Source organism: Streptomyces sp. NPDC050418 (genome assembly GCF_044458745.1).
Taxonomy (GTDB): domain Bacteria; phylum Actinomycetota; class Actinomycetes; order Streptomycetales; family Streptomycetaceae; genus Streptomyces.
In genome coordinates this window covers 59,364-77,888 of the sequence record NZ_JBITIG010000019.1, presented here as the reverse complement: position 1 = coordinate 77,888, position 18,525 = coordinate 59,364, and the positions used below count along the sequence as shown (strand labels likewise).

At 70.3% G+C, this 18,525-nt stretch carries 14 protein-coding genes; 7 read left to right on the top strand and 7 right to left on the bottom strand.

Annotated elements, in window-relative coordinates; translation table 11 throughout:
- Positions 1–18: 18 nt before the first annotated feature.
- Positions 19–1,473 (top strand): amino acid permease, encoded by a 1,455-nt coding sequence (locus ACIBI4_RS34465; RefSeq protein WP_399208186.1) that lies wholly within the window; start codon positions 19–21, stop codon positions 1,471–1,473.
- 93 nt (positions 1,474–1,566) lie between these two features.
- On the opposite strand, the gene ACIBI4_RS34460 is transcribed toward ACIBI4_RS34465, so the two are convergent.
- Positions 1,567–2,151 (bottom strand): biotin transporter BioY, encoded by a 585-nt coding sequence (locus ACIBI4_RS34460; RefSeq protein WP_399208185.1) that lies wholly within the window; start codon positions 2,149–2,151, stop codon positions 1,567–1,569.
- 271 nt (positions 2,152–2,422) lie between these two features.
- On the opposite strand from ACIBI4_RS34460, the gene ACIBI4_RS34455 reads away from it, so the two are divergent.
- The 3 genes from ACIBI4_RS34455 to ACIBI4_RS34445 all read left to right on the top strand — a co-directional run bounded on the left by ACIBI4_RS34455 (position 2,423) and on the right by ACIBI4_RS34445 (position 6,242).
- Complete coding sequence (locus ACIBI4_RS34455; protein WP_399208184.1) at positions 2,423–3,796, top strand: amino acid permease; 1,374 nt, start codon at positions 2,423–2,425, stop codon at positions 3,794–3,796.
- A gap of 157 nt (positions 3,797–3,953) precedes the next feature.
- Positions 3,954–5,447: an amino acid permease gene (locus ACIBI4_RS34450; protein ID WP_399208183.1), complete on the top strand. Its 1,494-nt coding sequence runs from the start codon at positions 3,954–3,956 to the stop codon at positions 5,445–5,447.
- 153 nt (positions 5,448–5,600) lie between these two features.
- Positions 5,601–6,242: a superoxide dismutase gene (locus ACIBI4_RS34445; protein WP_399208182.1), complete on the top strand. Its 642-nt coding sequence runs from the start codon at positions 5,601–5,603 to the stop codon at positions 6,240–6,242.
- A gap of 109 nt (positions 6,243–6,351) precedes the next feature.
- On the opposite strand, the gene ACIBI4_RS34440 is transcribed toward ACIBI4_RS34445, so the two are convergent.
- Positions 6,352–7,122 (bottom strand): alpha/beta fold hydrolase, encoded by a 771-nt coding sequence (locus ACIBI4_RS34440; RefSeq protein WP_399208181.1) that lies wholly within the window; start codon positions 7,120–7,122, stop codon positions 6,352–6,354.
- Between the two features lie 110 nt (positions 7,123–7,232).
- On the opposite strand from ACIBI4_RS34440, the gene ACIBI4_RS34435 reads away from it, so the two are divergent.
- Positions 7,233–7,781, top strand: coding sequence for a PadR family transcriptional regulator (locus ACIBI4_RS34435; RefSeq protein ID WP_399208180.1), 549 nt, complete (start codon positions 7,233–7,235; stop codon positions 7,779–7,781).
- Between the two features lie 10 nt (positions 7,782–7,791).
- Here ACIBI4_RS34435 and ACIBI4_RS34430 read toward each other — a convergent pair whose 3' ends face one another.
- Positions 7,792–8,403, bottom strand: a complete 612-nt coding sequence (locus tag ACIBI4_RS34430) for a hypothetical protein (RefSeq protein WP_399208179.1) — start codon at positions 8,401–8,403, stop codon at positions 7,792–7,794.
- A 70-nt stretch (positions 8,404–8,473) separates the two neighbouring features.
- Positions 8,474–9,133, bottom strand: a complete 660-nt coding sequence (locus tag ACIBI4_RS34425; protein ID WP_399208178.1) for a disulfide bond formation protein DsbA — start codon at positions 9,131–9,133, stop codon at positions 8,474–8,476.
- A gap of 202 nt (positions 9,134–9,335) precedes the next feature.
- Between ACIBI4_RS34425 and pepN the strand changes: the two genes are divergently transcribed.
- Complete coding sequence (gene pepN, locus ACIBI4_RS34420) at positions 9,336–11,915, top strand: aminopeptidase N (RefSeq protein WP_399208177.1); 2,580 nt, start codon at positions 9,336–9,338, stop codon at positions 11,913–11,915.
- A gap of 70 nt (positions 11,916–11,985) precedes the next feature.
- On the opposite strand, the gene ACIBI4_RS34415 is transcribed toward pepN, so the two are convergent.
- Complete coding sequence (locus tag ACIBI4_RS34415) at positions 11,986–13,851, bottom strand: hypothetical protein (protein WP_399208176.1); 1,866 nt, start codon at positions 13,849–13,851, stop codon at positions 11,986–11,988.
- Positions 13,852–14,066: 215 nt separating this feature from the next.
- Here ACIBI4_RS34415 and ACIBI4_RS34410 point away from each other — a divergent pair, with 215 nt between their 5' ends.
- Positions 14,067–15,305 carry a hypothetical protein gene (locus ACIBI4_RS34410; RefSeq protein ID WP_399208175.1) on the top strand — a complete coding sequence of 413 codons (1,239 nt, stop codon included), beginning with the start codon at positions 14,067–14,069 and terminating at the stop codon, positions 15,303–15,305.
- A 21-nt stretch (positions 15,306–15,326) separates the two neighbouring features.
- On the opposite strand, the gene ACIBI4_RS34405 is transcribed toward ACIBI4_RS34410, so the two are convergent.
- Both ACIBI4_RS34405 and ACIBI4_RS34400 read right to left on the bottom strand, forming a co-directional pair.
- Positions 15,327–16,505, bottom strand: coding sequence for a serine hydrolase domain-containing protein (locus ACIBI4_RS34405; RefSeq protein ID WP_399208174.1), 1,179 nt, complete (start codon positions 16,503–16,505; stop codon positions 15,327–15,329).
- 140 nt (positions 16,506–16,645) lie between these two features.
- Positions 16,646–18,421: a TIGR03767 family metallophosphoesterase gene (locus ACIBI4_RS34400; protein WP_399208173.1), complete on the bottom strand. Its 1,776-nt coding sequence runs from the start codon at positions 18,419–18,421 to the stop codon at positions 16,646–16,648.
- Positions 18,422–18,525 lie beyond the last annotated feature (104 nt).

The window sequence follows — 18,525 nt, the reverse complement described above, 5'->3', positions numbered from 1 at the left end:
GAACCTAAGGAATCACGCATGACCTCGCAACCGTCCCTTGCGAAGGAAGGCGTCACAGAGTCCCACAAGGACCACGACGCTCCCCTCGCCGACGGCTCCGGAGGCCCTGACGGCTCCGACGGCCTCAAGGCCGGCCTCAAGAACCGCCATCTGTCGATGATCGCGATCGGCGGTGTCATCGGTGCCGGTCTCTTCGTCGGCTCCGGCTCCGGCATCGCCGCGGCCGGCCCCGCCATCCTCATCTCGTACGCGCTCGTCGGCGTCCTCGTCGTCTTCGTGATGCGCATGCTCGGCGAGATGGCCGCCGCGAACCCGTCCTCGGGTTCCTTCTCCGAGTACGCCGACCGGGCGCTCGGCCGCTGGGCCGGGTTCACCATCGGCTGGCTGTACTGGTTCTTCTGGGTCGTCGTCCTCGCCGTCGAGGCCACCGCCGGTGCGGTCATCCTCGAAGGCTGGATACCGGCCGTCCCGCAGTGGGGCTGGGCGCTGATCGTGATGGTCGTGCTGACCGCCACGAACCTCGTCTCGGTCGGTTCCTACGGCGAGTTCGAGTTCTGGTTCGCCGGGATCAAGGTCGTGGCGATCGCCGCGTTCGTCGTGATCGGTTTCCTCGCCGTGTTCGGCTTCCTGCCCGGCTCGGACAACCCCGGCGCGGGCTTCGCGCACCTCACCGACTCCGGCGGCTTCTTCCCGCACGGCGCCGGCGCGATCCTCACCGGTGTCCTGATGGTGGTCTTCTCCTTCATGGGCAGCGAGATCGTCACGCTCGCCGCCGGTGAGTCCGAGGACCCGCAGCGCGCGGTCACCAAGGCCACCAACAGCGTGATCTGGCGTATCGCCGTCTTCTACCTGGGCTCGATCTTCGTGGTCCTGACGCTGCTGCCCTGGGACGACGAGTCGATCGTCGAGAAGGGCTCGTACGTCGCCGCCCTTGACTCGATCGGCATCCCGCACGCCGGCCAGATCATGAACGTGATCGTCCTGACCGCGGTGCTCTCCTGCCTGAACTCGGGCCTGTACACCGCGTCCCGTATGGCCTTCTCGCTCGGTGAGCGCGGCGACGCCCCGCGAGCCTTCGCTAAGACACGGGGCAACGGCGTGCCGCAGACCGCGATCCTCGGCTCGGTCGTCTTCGGCTTCGCCGCGGTGGCGTTCAACTACTGGTGGCCGGAGACCGTCTTCCAGTTCCTGTTGAACTCCTCGGGTGCGGTCGCCCTCTTCGTGTGGCTGGCCATCGCCATCACGCAGCTGAAGATGCGCGGCATCATCCTGCGCGAGGCGCCGGAGAAGCTCGTCGTGAAGATGTGGCTCTTCCCGTTCCTGACGTGGCTGACCATCGGCATGATCGTCTTCATCTGCGGCTACATGGTCGTGGACGACGCGGGCCGTGAGCAGATGCTGCCGTCGCTCGGTGTCGCACTGCTGGTCCTGGTGGTCGCGGTGGTCCGCGACCGGCTGCGCGCCAGGCGCTGACGTCCCGGGGCCGACGCCCCGCGGATCCGTCCGGATACGTCGACGGCCGGGCTGCCACTGCAGCCCGGCCGTTCGCGTCGGTCATCCAGGGGGTCAGCCCTTGCGGCCGACCAGCTTCCAGGCGGTGGGCAGCGCACCCATCGCGAGGGCGGCCTTGAGGGCGTCGCCTATCAGGAACGGCACGAGACCCGCGGAGAGCGCGGCCGAGAAGGACATCCCGGTCGAGGCCATCAGCCACGGCACGCCCACGGAGTAGATGACGGCGGAGCCGAGCACCATCGTCCCGGCCGTGCGCAGCACCGAACGGTCGCCGCCGCGGCGGGCCAGCGCGCCGACCATGCCGGCGGCCAGCAGCATGCCGACCACGTAACCGAAGGAGGCGCCGCCCCAGCCGGAGGTGCCGCCCTGGAACACCGGGGCGCCGAGGCTGCCGACGACCGCGTACAGCGCGAGCGAGAGCAGACCGCGGCGGGCGCCGAGCGCGGTGCCGACGAGCAGCGCGGCGAAGGTCTGGCCGGTGACCGGGACGGGCGAGCCGGGGACCGGCACGGACAGCTGGGCGGAGATCGCGGTGAGCGCGGCGCCGCCGACGACCAGCGCGATGTCGCGCACACGCGAGGCGGGCAGGAGGTCGGCGAGGACCTCACCGGGGCGGGTCGCGACAGCTGCGGTGCTCATACGGACTCCAGAGGGGATGAGCGCGAGGACCCCGTACGGACAGGGGTTCGGGACACCGTGACGCTATCCCAGGGGTCAACGAGCGTTCACCGTCAGTCATCGACAAAGCGGCGGTTCCACGGTTCGTACGGTCCGTACAAAGCCGGGGCGCACGAAACCTGACGCGTGACCTCCATCACTAGGCCATACGCTCCGGGATGCGCGCTTTGCGCGGATCGCGGCCCGCAAGTGAGACTGTGGGGTCCCACCAATCACCCTCCGAGAGCCGACCATGCACGAACCGACTTCGCTGACCGATGCCCCCGAACCCCTCGGCCACGGTCTGAAGCAGCGCCACCTCACGATGCTCGGCCTCGGCGGGGTCATCGGCGCCGGGCTCTTCGTCGGCTCGGGCGCGGGTATCGCCGTCGCGGGTCCCGGCATCGTCGTCTCGTATCTGATCGCGGGTGTGCTCGCGATGCTGGTGATGCGGATGCTCGGCGAGATGTCGGCGGCGGTCCCGGCCTCGGGCTCGTTCTCCGTGCACGCCGAGAAGGCGATCGGGCGGTGGGCCGGGTTCAGCGCCGGCTGGCTCTACTGGTTCCTGCTCGTCATCGTGCTCGCCGTCGAGGCGACCGCCGCCGCGCAGATCGCGCACGGCTGGGCGCCCGCCGTGCCGCAGTGGACCTGGGTGCTCGTCTTCATGTCCGTGTTCACCGTGGCGAACCTCGTCGCGGTGCGGAACTTCGGCGAGTTCGAGTTCTGGTTCGCCGCGCTCAAGGTCTTCGCGATCGTCGCGTTCCTCGTCCTCGGCACTCTCGCGATCTTCGGGATCCTGCCGGACACGGACCCGGTCGGCCTCACCAACCTCACCGGCCAGGGCGGCTTTCTGCCCAACGGCTGGGAGGGCGTGATCTCCGGGGTGCTCGCGGTGATCTTCGCGTTCGGCGGTCTGGAGGTCGTCACCATCGCGGCCGCCGAGTCGGACGACCCGGCCCGCTCGGTGGCGCGCGCGGTGCGCAGCGCGGTGTGGCGGATCCTCTTCTTCTACGTGGGCTCGATGCTGGTCATCGTGACGGTCCTGCCGTGGACCGCGCAGAGCGGCAACGCCAGTCCGTACGTCACCGTGCTCGACGCGATCGGGATCCCCTCGGCCGGCACGATCATGAACATCGTGGTCTTCGTGGCCCTGCTCTCCGCGCTCAACGCCAACGCGTACGGCTCCTCGCGCATGCTCTTCTCGCTCGCCGAACGCGGCGACGCACCGCGCGCGTTGCTCAAGGTCGGCGCGAGCGGAGTGCCACGGCCCGCGGTGCTCGCCTCCGTCGCCTTCGGGTTCGTCTCCGTCCTCCTCAATCTGAAGTGGCCCGACTCGGTCTTCCACTACATGCTCAACGCGGTCGGCTCGGTGCTGATCTTCGTCTGGGCGCTGATCGCGGTCGCCCAGCTGCGGCTGCGCCGCCGGATCGAGCGCGAGGCGCCCGAGAAGCTGGTGCTGCGGATGTGGGCGTTCCCCTATCTGACGTGGGTCGCGCTCGCGGGGATGGCGGCGGTCGTGGGCCTGATGCTCACCGACGACACGGCCCGCCCGCAGTTGCTGTGGTCGGGCGGCGCGACGCTGGCGGTCATCGCGGTGTCGCTCGTACGGGAAGCGAAGCGGAAGTAATCGCTCCAGCGAAGTAGCGGTAGCCGTTCCGGTACTGCGCGTGATCAAGGCGTCCGGATTCCGGTCGGCTCCCACGCCTGAGCGGACTCAGCACCCACACTGAGCCCTTGCTTACGCATACCTGACAACAGCCCCGCACGTAACGGATCCCCCTGCGATGACTCCGCCCTCCGCACCCGCGTCCGTCGAGGACGCCCCGGCGACCGGTGCAGCAGACACCGATGCGCCCGCAGCCGCCGGCTCCGACGCCGCCGCGCTCCACAAAGGCCTGAAGCAGCGCCACTTGTCGATGATCGCGCTCGGCGGCGTGATCGGCGCCGGCCTGTTCGTCGGCTCGGCCTCGGCGATCGCCGCCGCGGGCCCGTCGATCATCGTCGCGTATGCGATCTCCGGCGCCCTCGTGATGCTCGTGATGCGCATGCTCGGCGAGATGGCCGCCGCCAACCCGGCCTCCGGCTCCTTCTCCGTGCACGCCGAGAAGGCCATCGGACCGTGGGCGGGCTTCACGGCCGGCTGGTCGTTCTGGTTCCTGCTCTGTGTGGCCGTGGGCCTGGAGGGCATCGGTGCCGCGCAGATCGTCCACGGCTGGATACCGGGTGTCCCCGAGTGGGCCTTCGTCGCGCTGTTCATGCTGCTCTTCTGCGTCACGAACCTCATCTCGGTGCGGAACTTCGGTGAGTTCGAGTTCTGGTTCGCCACGCTCAAGGTCCTCGCGATCGTCGCGTTCCTCGTCATCGGTGTCCTCGCGATCCTGGGTGTGCTGCCCGGCTCCGACGTCAAGGCGCCCGGCCTGAGCCATCTCACCGGCGACGGCGGCTTCTTCCCGACCGGCACCGAGGGCCTGATCGTCGGTCTGCTCGCCTCCGTCTTCGCGTACGGCGGTCTGGAGACCGTCACGATCGCCGCGGCCGAGTCGGAGCACCCGGTCAAGGGCGTCGCGAAGGCGGTGCGCACCGCGATGTGGCGGATCGCCCTCTTCTACGTGGGCTCGATGGCCGTCATCGTCACGCTGATCCCGTGGAACGACCCGGCGCTCGCCTCCGGCAAGGGCTCGTACGTCGTGACCCTTGAGTTCCTCGGCCTGCCCGCCGCCGGGCAGATCATGAACGTGGTCGTCCTGATCGCGCTCCTGTCCGCGATGAACGCGAACATCTACGGCGCCTCCCGTATGGCCGGTTCGCTGGTCTCGCGCCGGCTCGGCCCGCCGGCGCTCGGCCGGATCTCGGGCGGTGTGCCGCGGATCGCCGTCATCGCGTCCTCGCTGTTCGGCTTCTTCTCCGTGCTGCTCAGCTACTGGTACCCGGAGACGATCTTCGCCTGGCTGCTCAACATGATCGGCGCGATCATCCTCGTCGTGTGGTTCTTCATCGCCGCCGCGCAGCTGCGGATGCGCCGCAAGCTGCAGCGCGAGGCGCCGGAGAAGCTGGTCGTGAAGATGTGGCTGTTCCCGTGGCTCACCTGGGTGGCCCTGGCCGGCATGGCCGTGATCTTCGTCCTGATGGCCCGTGAGGAGGGCACCCGGATCCAGCTGTACTACACGGGTGGTCTGACGGTGTTCCTGGCCGTGGTCGGCTATGCGCTGCAGCAGTCCAACAAGCTCAAGGACCTGCAGGCGAAGGTCGAGAAGCTGGCGGCGCGGCTCGACGCCTGACGTCCGTACGCCTTCCCTTTCGAAAGCCCCGCCCGGTGTGTACCGAGCGGGGCTTTCGCGTACCCGCAATGATCTTCGCTCCTATTGGTGCTAGCCTGCACTTGCAAGTCAGTTGCAATAAGCAGGGCACCAAGCAGGAGGGGATCGATCGTCATGGCCGTCTACACACTCCCGGAACTCCCTTACGACTACGCCGCCCTCGCGCCCGTGATCAGCCCCGAGATCATCGAGCTGCACCACGACAAGCACCACGCGGCGTACGTGAAGGGAGCGAACGACACCCTGGAGCAGCTCGCCGAGGCGCGCGACAAGGAGTCGTTCGGGGCGATCAACGGCCTGGAGAAGAACCTGGCGTTCCACCTCTCCGGCCACATCCTGCACTCGATCTACTGGCAGAACATGACGGGTGACGGCGGCGGCGAGCCCCTCGCGGCCGATGGCGTGGGCGATCTCGCGGACGCCATCACCGAGTCCTTCGGCTCCTTCGCCGGGTTCAAGGCCCAGCTCACCAAGGCCGCGGCGACCACCCAGGGTTCGGGCTGGGGTGTCCTCGCGTACGAGCCGGTGAGCGGCCGGCTGATCGTCGAGCAGATCTACGACCACCAGGGCAATGTCGGCCAGGGCTCGACCCCGATCCTGGTCTTCGACGCCTGGGAGCACGCGTTCTACCTCCAGTACAAGAACCAGAAGGTCGACTTCATCGACGCGATGTGGGCGGTCGTCAACTGGCAGGACGTGGCGAAGCGTTACACGGCCGCCAAGGAGCGCTCGTACAACCTGCTGCTCGCACCCTGAGCGAGCCCCCGCAGCACCTGCCCTCGTGATCGTCTTCTCACCGCTCACCGGGCAGGCGGAGAAAGAGGAACCCCCGCGAGGACGTGACTCGCGGGGGTTCTTCGCGCTGTCACCCGACCGGTACACCGCTTCCCGCCACCGCCGCCGCGAACGCGTCCGGGTTGTCGAACATGATGTTGTGGCCCGCCTCGGCGACCATCCTGACCTCCACCCCCGACGCCTCCAGGCCCTCGCGGCCGGATAGTTCGCCGGTGCGCTCACCTTGCAGGTAGAGGCGCTCCATCGGGGCGCGTTCGAACATCTCGCGCATCACCGGTTCGGTGCCGCGCACCAGGGCGGCGGACGTGCGGTACAGGGCGAGGGGGTCCGTCAGGCGCATCGTGGCCGCCCAGGTGGGGCCGACACGCTCCAGAACACGCGCAAAGCCGCCGCCCCGCACGAACTCCTCCTCGGTGTGCGAGGCGATGCCGCTGCTGCCCGCCTTGGGGACCGGGAAGGGGTCGAGGTTCCCCTCGGTGATGACCAGCCGCGCCACCAGGTCGGGCCTGCGGTGCGCCAGCACGATCGCGACGGAGCCGCCCATGCTGTGTCCGGCGATCACTCCGCCGCGTACACCCGCCGCGTCGAGCGCGGCGGCGAGCGCGTCCGCGTGGTCCTCCAGCGTGTAGGCGAAGTCCTCGGGCCTGTCACTGATGCCGTGTCCCGGCAGGTCGACGAAGAGGACTCTGCGGCCCGCCAGTTCGGGCCGGGCCGCGATGTGCGCGTGGTAGACGGTCGAGGCGGCGCCGAGGCCGTGCACGAACACGGTCGCCGGTCCCACGCCGGGCGCCTCGGTCCAACGGATCATGCTGCCGCGCCGGTCGAACTGTGCCTGATGCATCTCGCGAACCTCCGGATCGTCCCTTGCTCTGCCCCTGCGGGACGCGACGATACTACGATGACGTAGTACTACGTCAACGAGGTACACCGTGAGTGAGGGAGAATGCGCCCATGCTGGAACTGTCGATCCTCGGCTTCCTCTACGAGGCCCCGCTGCACGGCTACGTGCTCCGCAAGCGCATCACCGCCCTCACCGGGCACGTCCGCCCGGTCGGCGAGTCCACGCTCTACCCGGCGATCAAGCGCCTGGAGAAGGCCGGACTGCTCGAACGCACCACGGAGCAGGGACCGGCCGCGGCACCACGGCACACCCTCAGCCTCACCGCCGCCGGACGGGCGGAGCTCCTGCGCCGCCTCGCCGAGGCCGACGGCCCGGAGGTGACGGACGAGAACCGCTGGTTCACCCTGCTCACGTTCCTGCGCCACCTCGACGACCCGGACGCCCAGGCGACGGTGCTGCGCCGCAGGCTCACCTTCCTGGAGGAGCCGGCCAGCTTCTTCTACGACGGCGAACGGCCCGTGCGTGCCGAGGAGTTGGACGACCCGTTCCGACGCGGCGTCCTGACGGTGGCCCGGGCGACGACGAAGGCCGAGCTGGCCTGGCTGCGGGCCACGCTGAGCGAACTGCGGACGGACGGCCGGGCGGGCGACGAGCTGTAACGGTCGCCGCTCAGCCCGCGTCCACCAGCCCGTCCAGCTCCCCCACCGCCTCGAACTCCCTGGCCAGACCGGTCTCATGGAGCCGGGCGAAGGGGGTGAAGGGAATGCCGTACTCGGTCTCGCCGCGGTCGAAGTTCCAGGTCTTGTGGACGTGGAAGCGGTACGTGATCGTGGCGGGTCCCGCGTGCTCGGGTACGTCGACGGTGCCGGTCAGGCGGTACTGGACGCCGCGCAGCGCGAGCCAGAGATCGGCGGATCCGCTGCGCGTGATGGTGACTCCGCGCCAGCCGCTGTCCGCCGCGTACGAGCCGGGGCCGAGGCTCGCGGCCTCCGCGCGCCAGCGGGCCAGCTGGGTGTCGACCGCCGTGCGGACGACGGGCAGGGCGAGCAGGGCGCGGGCGTCGAGGCGGTACGGGCGGCCCGTGCCGCGCAGGTAGTGGCGCAGGGCGCCGGCCGCGGTGCGCAGGCCGAGCAGGGACCACAGTGGGGGCAGGGCACGGGTGGCCACCTGCACGACGTGGTCGGTGAGGCGCGGAGTGAGGGTGGCGTACGGGGCGTTGCCATTGGGCAGGTACGGGTCCTCGCGCCCGCCCTCGGCGCCGATCAACGTGGTCGTCCCCATGAGGGGACGCTAAGCGAGCGCGTGGGCCGCCGCCTCCCGGAGGCGTCCGGAAGGCGGCGGCACCGGGGCCTCAGGCCAGGTTCGAGAAGTCCGGCTCCGCCGTACGCGTGCGCTTGATCTCGTAGAAGCCGGGGGTCGAGGCGACCAGGAGCGTGCCGTCCCACAGGCGGGCCGCGGCCTCGCCCTGCGGGGCCGGGGTGACGACCGGGCCGAAGAACGCGATCTGCTCGCCGTCCGCGCCGGGCACCGCGATGACCGGGGTGCCGACGTCCTGGCCGACCTTGTCGATGCCCTCCTTGTGGGAGGCGCGCAGCTCGGTGTCGTACGTGTCCTTGTCCGCGTAGTCGATCAGGTCGGCGGGCAGCCCGACCTCTTCGAGCGCGGCGGAGACCGACTCCAGCGTCGCGCCCTCGCCGCGGTTGTGGAAGCGGGTGCCGATCGCGGTGTACAGCGGACCGACCACGTCGTCGCCGTGCAGCTGCTGCGCCGCAGTGACCACACGCACCGGACCCCAGCCCTTCTCCAGGAGCTCCTTGTACACCTCGGGCAGGTCGTCCCGGCCCTCGTTGAGCACGGACAGGCTCATCACGTGCCAGCGCACCTTGATGGGCCGCACCTTCTCGACCTCCAGCATCCAGCGCGAGGTCATCCAGGCCCAGGGGCACAGGGGGTCGAACCAGAAGTCCGCGGTGACCGTTTCTCCCGCGTTCTGCGCAGCCTGCTCGCTCATGGCGGTTCCATCCTCCATCGACTTGCCTCGACTCGTCTGCCGGACGAACACCGCAGCGCACGGGCTCATTCCCGGGGCCGTTCCCCGGATGTCCGGCCCGTGGCCGACATGGGAGGATCCTATGGATTGCGACACCACAAGAGGTCCGATCACCAAGCGATGCGCGATACGAGCATGCGATGCGCGATACGAGGGAGTACCCGTGCCCGGAGAGAACCTGTCCCGCGACGAGGCCCGGGAGCGGGCCGCGCTGCTGTCCGTCGACGGCTACGAGGTCTCGCTCGACCTCAGGTCCGCGGTCGGTGACACGGCGGACGAGCCGCGTACGTTCCGTTCAGTGACGACCATCCGCTTCCGCTGCTCCGAGCCGGGCGCGGCCTCCTTCGCGGACCTGATCGCGCCGAGCGTCACGGCCGTGTCCCTGAACGGCGTCGACCTCGACCCGTCGGAGGTCTTCGACGGCTCGCGCGTGACCCTGGAGGACCTGCGGGCCGAGAACGAGCTGGTCGTGGACGCGCAGTGCGCCTACAGCCGGACCGGCGAGGGCATGCACCGCTTCGTCGACCCCGAGGACGGCGAGGTCTACCTCTACACGCAGTACGAGCCGGCCGACTCGCGCCGCGTCATGACCTGCTTCGAGCAGCCCGACCTCAAGGCGCCCTTCCGTATGGAGGTGCGCGCGCCCGAGGGCTGGACGGCCTGGTCGAACGGCGTCGGCGAACTGACCGACGGTGTGTGGCGGTTCGCGGAGACCAAGCCGATCTCCTCGTACATCACGGCCTTCGTGGCGGGCCCGTACCACTATGTGACGGACTCGTACACGCGCAAGTTCGCGGACGGCACGACCCTCGACATCCCGCTCGGCGCGATGTGCCGCAAGGGCCTCGCCAAGCACTTCGACGCGGACGACGTCTTCCTCATCACGAAGCAGGGCCTGGACTTCTTCCACGACCACTTCGACTACCCGTACCCCTTCGGGAAGTACGACCAGGCCTTCGTGCCCGAGTACAACCTGGGCGCGATGGAGAACCCGGGCCTCGTCACCTTCCGCGAGGAGTTCATCTTCCGCGGCAAGGTCACGCAGGCCTCGTACGAGCGACGTGCGAACGTCATCCTGCACGAGATGGCGCACATGTGGTTCGGCGACCTCGTGACCATGGAGTGGTGGGACGACCTGTGGCTGAAGGAGTCCTTCGCGGACTTCATGGGCTCGTTCTCGATGGTGGGCTGCACGCGCTTCACCAACGGCTGGATCACTTTCGCCAACAACCGCAAGTCCTGGGCGTACCGCGCCGACCAGCTGCCGTCCACGCACCCGATCACGGCCGACATCCGTGACCTGGAGGACGCGAAGCTCAACTTCGACGGGATCACGTACGCGAAGGGTGCTTCCGTGTTGAAGCAGCTGGTGGCGTACGCGGGCCAGGACGCGTTCCTCGAAGGCGCGCGGCGCTACTTCAAGCGGCACGCGTACGGGAACACGCAGCTCGGCGATCTCCTCTCCGTCCTCGAAGAGACCTCGGGCCGCGACATGGCGGCGTGGTCGCGCTCATGGCTCCAGACGGCGGGCGTCAACTCCCTCACCCCCGCCGCCACTTACGACGCGGCGGGCCGTATCGTCGAACTCGCCGTCCTCCAGGAGGCGGCCGAGTCGCACCCCACCCTCCGCCCGCACCGCGTGGCGATCGGCCTCTACCGCCGTACGCCGTCCGGTGAACTGACGCGCTACGCACGCGCCGAGGCGGATGTCGACGGGCCGCGCACGGTCATCACCGAGCTCGCGGGTGCGGAGAAGCCCGACCTGATCCTGGTCAACGACGACGACCTCACGTACTGCAAGATCCGCTTCGACGAGGGCTCCCTGGAGACGCTCCGTTCCCACCTGGGCGAGATCACCGACCCGCTGGCGCGCGCCCTGTGCTGGTCGGCGCTGTGGAACCTGACCCGCGACGCGCTCATGCCGGCCCGGGACTTCATCTCCCTCGTCCTGGCGTTCGCGGGCCGCGAGTCCGACATCGGCGTGCTCCAGATGCTGCACACGTGGGCGCGCTCGGCCCTCGTCCACTACGCGGCGCCTGCCTGGCGTCCGGAAGGCGAGCAACTGCTCTCCGCCGGCGCCCTGAAGGAACTCCGCCTGGCCGAACCGGGCAGCCAGCACCAGCTGACCTGGTCCCGCTTCTTCGCCTCGGTCGCCTCCACCGAAGCCGACCACCAGCTGCTCTCCGGCCTCCTCGACGGAACCGCGTCCATCGACGGCCTGGACGTCGACCAGGAACTGCGCTGGGCCTTCCTCGAACCACTCGCTTCCTCGGGCCACGCCTCCGTCGCCCTCCTGGACGCCGAACTGTCCCGCGACGACACGGCCTCGGGCAAGCGCCACCACGTCCGCTGCCTGGCCGCCCGCCCCTCGGCGGCGGTCAAGGCCCAGGCCTGGGCGGAGGTCATCGAGTCGGACGCGCTGTCCAACGCGCTGGTGGAGGCCACGATCTCCGGCTTCACCCAGCCGTCCCAGCGCGACCTGATCGCCCCGTACGCCCCGAAGTACTTCGAGGTCATCGAGAAGATCTGGTCCGACCGCTCCATCCAGATCGGCATGGACGTGGTCCGGGGCCTGTTCCCCTCACTCCAGGACTCCCCTGAGACGCTGGCGGCCACGGACTCCTGGCTGAGTGCGCACGAGTCGGCGGCGCCGGCGCTGCGGCGGCTTGTGCTTGAGGCTTGGGATGATCTGGCTCGGGTTTTGCGGGGGCAGGTTTGTGATGCGGGGGCTTCGGCGAGCTGATCTTGTGGGGTGAGGCGGGGCGGGGCCACTGGAGCCCTGCCCCGCCTTCCTCTTTCCCCGGTCCCCGATCTCACAGCGGACCGATCGCCACCAGCGCCCGGAGGTAATCCGGGTGAATCGGTGCGTCCAGGTCCAAGCGTTCCGTCGGCCACAGAGGGCGGCCGGAGACCCATGGCACGTATATGCGTGGGGCCGCGTCGGTGGGGACGTAGTGCAGGCGGGTCAAGCCCACCGGGGCGGGCAGGCCGCGATGGGGGTGGTCGGGGGTGCCCGGGAGGTGGAGTCTCAGGGTGGCCTCGGGGAGGCTCTCCTCGTTGCCGTCTGCAGCGAAGAGCACGAGGAACACGGCTTCGTACTGACCGACGTGGAGCAGTACGTAGCGTCGGGTGAGGGTGTGCGATGACGCCGCGGCGTGTGCCAGTGCGCGGGCGAGCGGCACGCCGCGGATCGCGCGGAAGGCACGCCATAGGGCGATGGCCGCGTTCAGGATGCACAGCCCCAGCAAGCTGGGGCCATCCGACCACCACCAGAGCCCGAAGAGGACCGCGGCAGCCGAGAAGGCGGCCACCATGTCCCGGACCGAGGACAGTTTGAGCAGCACGCCGATACGCCACCACGGACGGTCGCGCAGCTCCTGGAGACGCGGCGTTCCGACCGGCATTTCCTTCGGCGGGAGCAGCATCTGGCTGCGGGCGAGGGCGGACAGGGCGGCGTAGGAGAGGTCCGGCGGGGAAGGCGGGTCCAGGAAGTCGGCAGCGGGTCCGGTCAGTGGTTGCTCCGGTGTCCGGTGCTCCGGCTCCTCTGCGAGGCGCTGTCTCCGGATGCGTACGAGCGTGCGCAGTCCCCCGGACACCAGGGCCACACCGGCGATCGAGAAGCCGGCGATGCCGAGGCCGTCATTGACCTGGTTGGCAGGTGCTCCTTCATGCGCGCTGTTGTAGAGCTCGCCCTCCCAGGGGCCGTACGAGACGATCCAGCCGAGGTCCCAATCGAAGGCGGGGTCGCAGGCGAAGGGGCCGCGGCGTTCCGTGCCGTCCCTCGGATCGGTCCAACTGACGGTGCACCCGCCGCCCTTGTGGTGCTCAAGGACCGTCAGCTCCACCATGGGGTCGCTCTCCGAGGCGAGGTATCCGGCCAGACCGAGACCCGCAACCACCAGGCCGAGCAGTGCGATCCAGCGGAACACCGGCCTGCGGCGGGGCTGGGGACGGTGCGCACGTTCAGGAAGCGCCGCACGTTCAGGAAGCGCGGGTGCGACGTGCCGCGTGAGCGGTTGTGGCATCGGGTGGTCCAGGAGCCCATGCTCCACGGCCTTGCGGTGTATGCGCCGCCGCATCATCGCGCCGCGCACAGGCCGCACTCGGTACGGATACGCACCACCGGCGCACGCGACTGCACCCCGGCCGCCCGCCTCCCTGCACCACCACAGGAACCCCGGCATGCCGGGCGGCAGCGGCAGTGGCCGGCCGAACGGTCCCGAGACCACGCGCAGAGCCACCGGTTCGCCGGTGGACGGGTCACGTACGGCACAAGTGGCAGCGAACGTGCCCGCGGCGAAGAGGACGGCGGTGCAAGCCTCCCAAGGCCGGGCGTTCAACGCGCGCCGCGTCCGCCGCCGGTGCACGGCATAGGCGCACCAGGTGAGGGCCACGCCCGCCGAGAAGACCAGGCACACGACCGTCACCACGACCAGCGGACCCTCGTCGTCCTCGCCTCCGACGAGCCCCGCCGTCACCCCGACGGCAAGCAGTACAGCCGCGGACAGCGCCATCCGCCGGGCAAGGGTCCGCTGCCGTGCCATGAAGTCCGCCGTCGCCGCGACCGTGCCCGCGACTGCCACCGTCTGCCCATGCCCCGCGCCCATCCCGCGCCCGCCCCCCGCCCCTTGCGCCTCACCGGTGCACCCGAGCACCGGGAACGCAGGACGATCCTGCACGGCCCGGTCTCCGCAGTGAAGACTGCGGAGGCTCGAATCCCGCGGGCTCCGCAACACACCCGTGACACACCATCTCCACCCCACCCCGTAACCCCCATCCGGACCAGCCCTTCTCGGCTCTCGAACGTCCGTCCTTTAGTGCAGGATTGTCCGGTTTATGCGACAGGGCCGTAACAGCGGTTAGAGGGTGGTCACCCAGCGGGAAATCCATGGCCATGAACCACAACACCCCGCTCTCCCCCCGCCCCCTGCATCACCTCTCCGACGTCTCCCGGCGTGTGCTCAGCTCGGCCCAGCTTCGTGGGCACGGGGTGAGTGCGGCCGAGGTCAATGCGCAGTGCCGGCCCGGTGGACCGTGGCAGCAGTTGTTGCCCGGTGTGTATCTGTTGCATCCCGGGCCGCCGACCAGTGAGGAACGGCTGCACGCCGTGCTCCTGTACGCGGGGCGGGCGCCCGGTGGGCCCGTGCCCGGGGTCACCGCCGGGGGGACCGGGACCGCGCCCGGGCTCAGTACCGTGCCGCGGCAGACGGGGACGCTGTCGATGCCGCGTCAGTCCGCTGCCTCGGCCGCGGCCGCCTCGCTTCCGCCCGAGGAGCGTCGGCGGACGGAGCGCACGCCCGTCGAGCGGTCCGCCGAGGAGCGCGGGGCGATGGCCCGTCACCCCTCCTCGTACAGGAGAGAGAAGGAGAGCGCGGAGGTGTTCGGGTACGAGGACGTGATGGTGACGGGGCTCGCCGCGCTCACCCTGCACGGGTTCTCCGCCGCGCCCCCGCTCCCCTCGCTCGACCGGATCGACGTGCTCGTGCCCCGTACGCGGCGGCTGCGGTCCGTGCATTTCGCGCGGATCGTGCGGACGTCCGCGATGCCGCGGCCGCAGTCCGTCACCGGGCTGCCCGTCGCACCCGTGCCGCGGGCCCTCGCGGATGCCGTGGCCGAGCTGGACGATGCGGGGGTCGTACGGCGGCTCCTGACGGAGGCCGTACGGGGCGGGCACTGCGAACCGGCGGCCGTCGTACGGGAGTTGAACCTCGCGCGGCTGCTCAGTCGGCCGCATGTCGTCGATGCCGTCGACTCGCTGCTCGCCGAGGGGCGGGCGATCGCCGAGGACCGGCTGTACCGGATGGTCGCCGAGCACGGGCTGCCGGATCCGCTGTGGAACGTGGATCTGCGGCTGCCCGGCGGCCCGTCGCTCGGCGGTGTGGATGCGTACTGGCCCGATCAGGCCGTGGCGGTCGAGTTGGATACGCGGGCTCCGCGGCAGGATGACGACGCGCTGTGGTCCGAATACGCCCGTAAGCGGGAGCACTTGGAGCGGCTCGGGATCACCGTCGTGCACGTCACGCCGCGCAAGCTGAGGGACAGCGTCGAGCAGCAGGCCGCTGTCGTACGGACCGCGTTGATGGCATCGACAGACCGGGAGCCGGCCGCGTATGTGGTCGTGCTGCCGCGCTGAGGGCCTCCGAGGGCAGGGTCCTCAGTCGCCGCAGAACTCGGCCTCCACCACCGGCTTCCACTGGGCCGTCCTGATCGCGTTGTAGTTGAAGGCGATCGTGTGCCGGCCGTCGGAGGTGGTCACCGCGGTGGTCGACGAGCCGTGGATGTCCCCGCCGTGGCCCCAGACCAGCACGCCGCAGGATGTACGCCAGCGCTGCAGGCCGAGCCCGTAGTCGGTGCCCGGGGCCACTTCGACCGTGTCCTTCATTTCGGCGAGCTGCTCGCGCGGCAGCAGGCGGCCGCGCAGGAGCGCGGAGTAGAAGCGGGTCAGGTCGCGGGAGTCGGAGATCATCTCGCCGGAGCCGAACGCGGCGCTCGGGTTGAGTTCCGTGACGTCCCGGAGCTTTCCGCCGGGTCCGGTGAACGAGTGGTACGCGCGCGAACTCGGCTTCGGTACGCGGGAGTCGGTGCCCGGGACCGACGTGCCGCGCAGGCCGAGCGGCTTGATGATGCGGCGCTCGATCTCGTCGCCGTACGCCTCGCCGGTGGCCTTCTCGATGACGAGGGCGGCGAGGACGTAGTTGGTGTTGGAGTAGTCCCACTCCTCGCCGGGCTCGAAGCGGGCCTTGTTGCGTACGCCCGTGGCGACCAGTTCCTGCGGGGTGAAGGTGTCGTAGCGGTGGTCGAAGAATTCCTCGGTGAAGAATCTGCCCGCGAACTCCTCGTCGTCCAGGAAGTCGTAGATCCCGCTGGTGTGGTTGAGCAGATGCCGCAGGGTGATCCGTTCGGCGTCGTAGCCCTCGCCGCGTACGAGGCCGGGCAGCCACTTCTCCACCGGGTCGTCCAGGTCCACCCGTCCTTCGCCCTGCAGTTGGAGCAGGACCGTGGCGACGAAGGTCTTGGTGACCGAGCCGACGCGGTACCGGTCGCGGGCGCCGCGCGGGGTGCCGTCGGACAGGTCGCCGACGCCCGAGGTGCCCTTCCAGGTCCCGTGGCGGTCCGTCACGCGGGCCGTCACGCCCGGGACCCCCGCTGCCACGACGGCGTCGAGCGCGGACTGGGTGGCGGCATGGCCTCGCCCCTTGCCGCTCCCCGACGCCCCGGCCGCCCCGCTCCCCGACGCCTCCGCCGGCCCCGCAAGCAGCGTCGCGGCCACCGCGCCCGCCACCACGACACCGATCGCGCCCGTGCGCAGTGGCCGCACCACTCGTACCGTCATCCGTCCCCGCCTCTTCCGTTCCCCGAACCGTGTCTCGTGCGCTGTCGGGAGGCAGGACCGTACACCGTCGGGGGTGGTTGAGCAGGGTGACGGGGTTGAGTGCGAATCGGCCGTTCGGGCCAGGGGGACGAAGTGCCCGGTCAGCGCTTGCGCAGCAGCAGTTCCGTGTTGCGGTCGTACGGCTCTCCGAGCAGCTCCGCGTTGCGGCCGGGCGAGTTGAAGGACAGTTCGCGGTAGAGCGAGGCGAGGCCCGTCTGGGTGAGGTCCTCGAAGGACGTACGGTGCGGGGCCGAGGACTCGACGAGGGTCGTGAAGAGCGAGAGCGTGCCGTCCTTGTTGTCGGCGATCTCGATCACCCGGGCCAGTTGCGGGAAGTCGATGTGGGAGGCCGTGGTGATCTCCCAGAACGTGCCGCGCGGGCGGATCCTGTTCTTGTGGCTGTGCCCGTTCACCCAGGCCAGGACGCGCGGGTGGCGCTTGAGGAGCCCGACCAGTTCCTGACCGCCGTGCCGTGCCTCGCGCGGGCGGGCCGGGTCGGGGCGGGTGTTGCGCATGGTCGTGCTGGTGTGATGGCTGAAAACGATCGCGTACCGGCCGTCCTTCGCCGCCTTCTCCAGCGTGCGCTCCAGCCACTTCCACTGCTCGGTGCCCAGCGAACCCTCGTAGTGGCCGCCGGAGTTGGTGGTGTCGAGGCTGACGCCGATGACGTCATCGGCGATGGCGAAGGTGTAGTACTGCGTCCCGGCCGCGAGGTTCGCCTCCGTATAGCCGTGGCCGACCGGTCCCGGGCCCGTGTGCACGGGGTCCAGGTGCGCCTTCAGGTAGGCGGCCCGCGTGAAGGGGGCGCGGGCGGCGTCCGGGGTGACGGGGCGCAGGTCGCGGCGGTGCGTGCGGATGAGCTCCTTGAAGTACGTGCCCTTCGGGTCGTCCCCGGCCCGTACCGCCTTCCAGAAACGGGCGGCCTCGGACGGGTCGAGCTCCATGAGTTTGCGGTCGCCGACGGAGAAGTCGTGGAACCAGCTGTCGCCCGCGAAGCAGCCGCCGGGAAGGGAGTCGTGGTTGCCGACCGTGGAGTACCAGGGGACGTTCAGGCCGGGGCTGCGGACGGCGCCGATCGCCGCGTCGAGGAAGCCGCCGATCCGGGGGAAGCCCGCCTTCTTGTCGGCGTCGCGCAGCTCGCCGTCCGGGTGCCAGTAGAGGGGAAGGCCGCTGTCCTGGACGCCCTCGTAGCGGCGGGGGTCGCCGGTGTTGGGGACGATCGTGCCGCCGCTCAGCGCCCGCAGGAACCAGTCGAGTTCGGCGGTGGAGTTGTTGTCCGTGTTGTCGCCGGTCGTCATCACGAAACTCAGGGGCGCGCCGGTGGCGGGCGCGCCCCTGAGCGCGTTGACGCGCTCCACCAGCGCCACCGCGCCCTGCACGGAGAGGGCCTCCTGCGGACGCCAGGCACTGGCGGTCTCGGCGCGCAGGAACTCGTAGCGGTTGGGGTGCTGGGCGTCCACGATGTGCAGATCGGTGAACTGCACGAACGCGGCAAGCGCCCGCCGCCGCCCGTCCCTGCCCTGCTGCACCCGCGCCATCTCGCCGCGCACGACCCGCGGCCACGCGGGCCCGCTGCCCAGCCTGCGGTAGCCCTGCCCTGAACCGGGCGCCGCGACCGTGGCGAGCGTGGTGCCGCGCTTGTACGGGGCGAGCGGAGGGGCGGGTGCGGGGCGGTTGTTGAGCCGGACGGCCTGTGCCGCGGGCCGGGCGGCCTGCGCCTGCGGCCCGCCGCCGCCGAGACCGACCGCGAGGCCGACGCCGGTCGAGGCGGAGACGGCGCCCGCCGCGGCGAGGAAGGAGCGGCGGTCGAGCGCGTGGCGCCGCCCGGGTGCGGGACGGCGGTCGAGTGCGGTGACGACAGAGCGTGTGCGCGGCATGGCGCGCCCTCCCCGGGTGCGAACGCGTCGGCAGTGGTGCGCGGGGGCCCGAGGCTCGGTGTGCCGGCCGGACTCCCCGCTCGTACTGGATCGTTGGCAGCGGG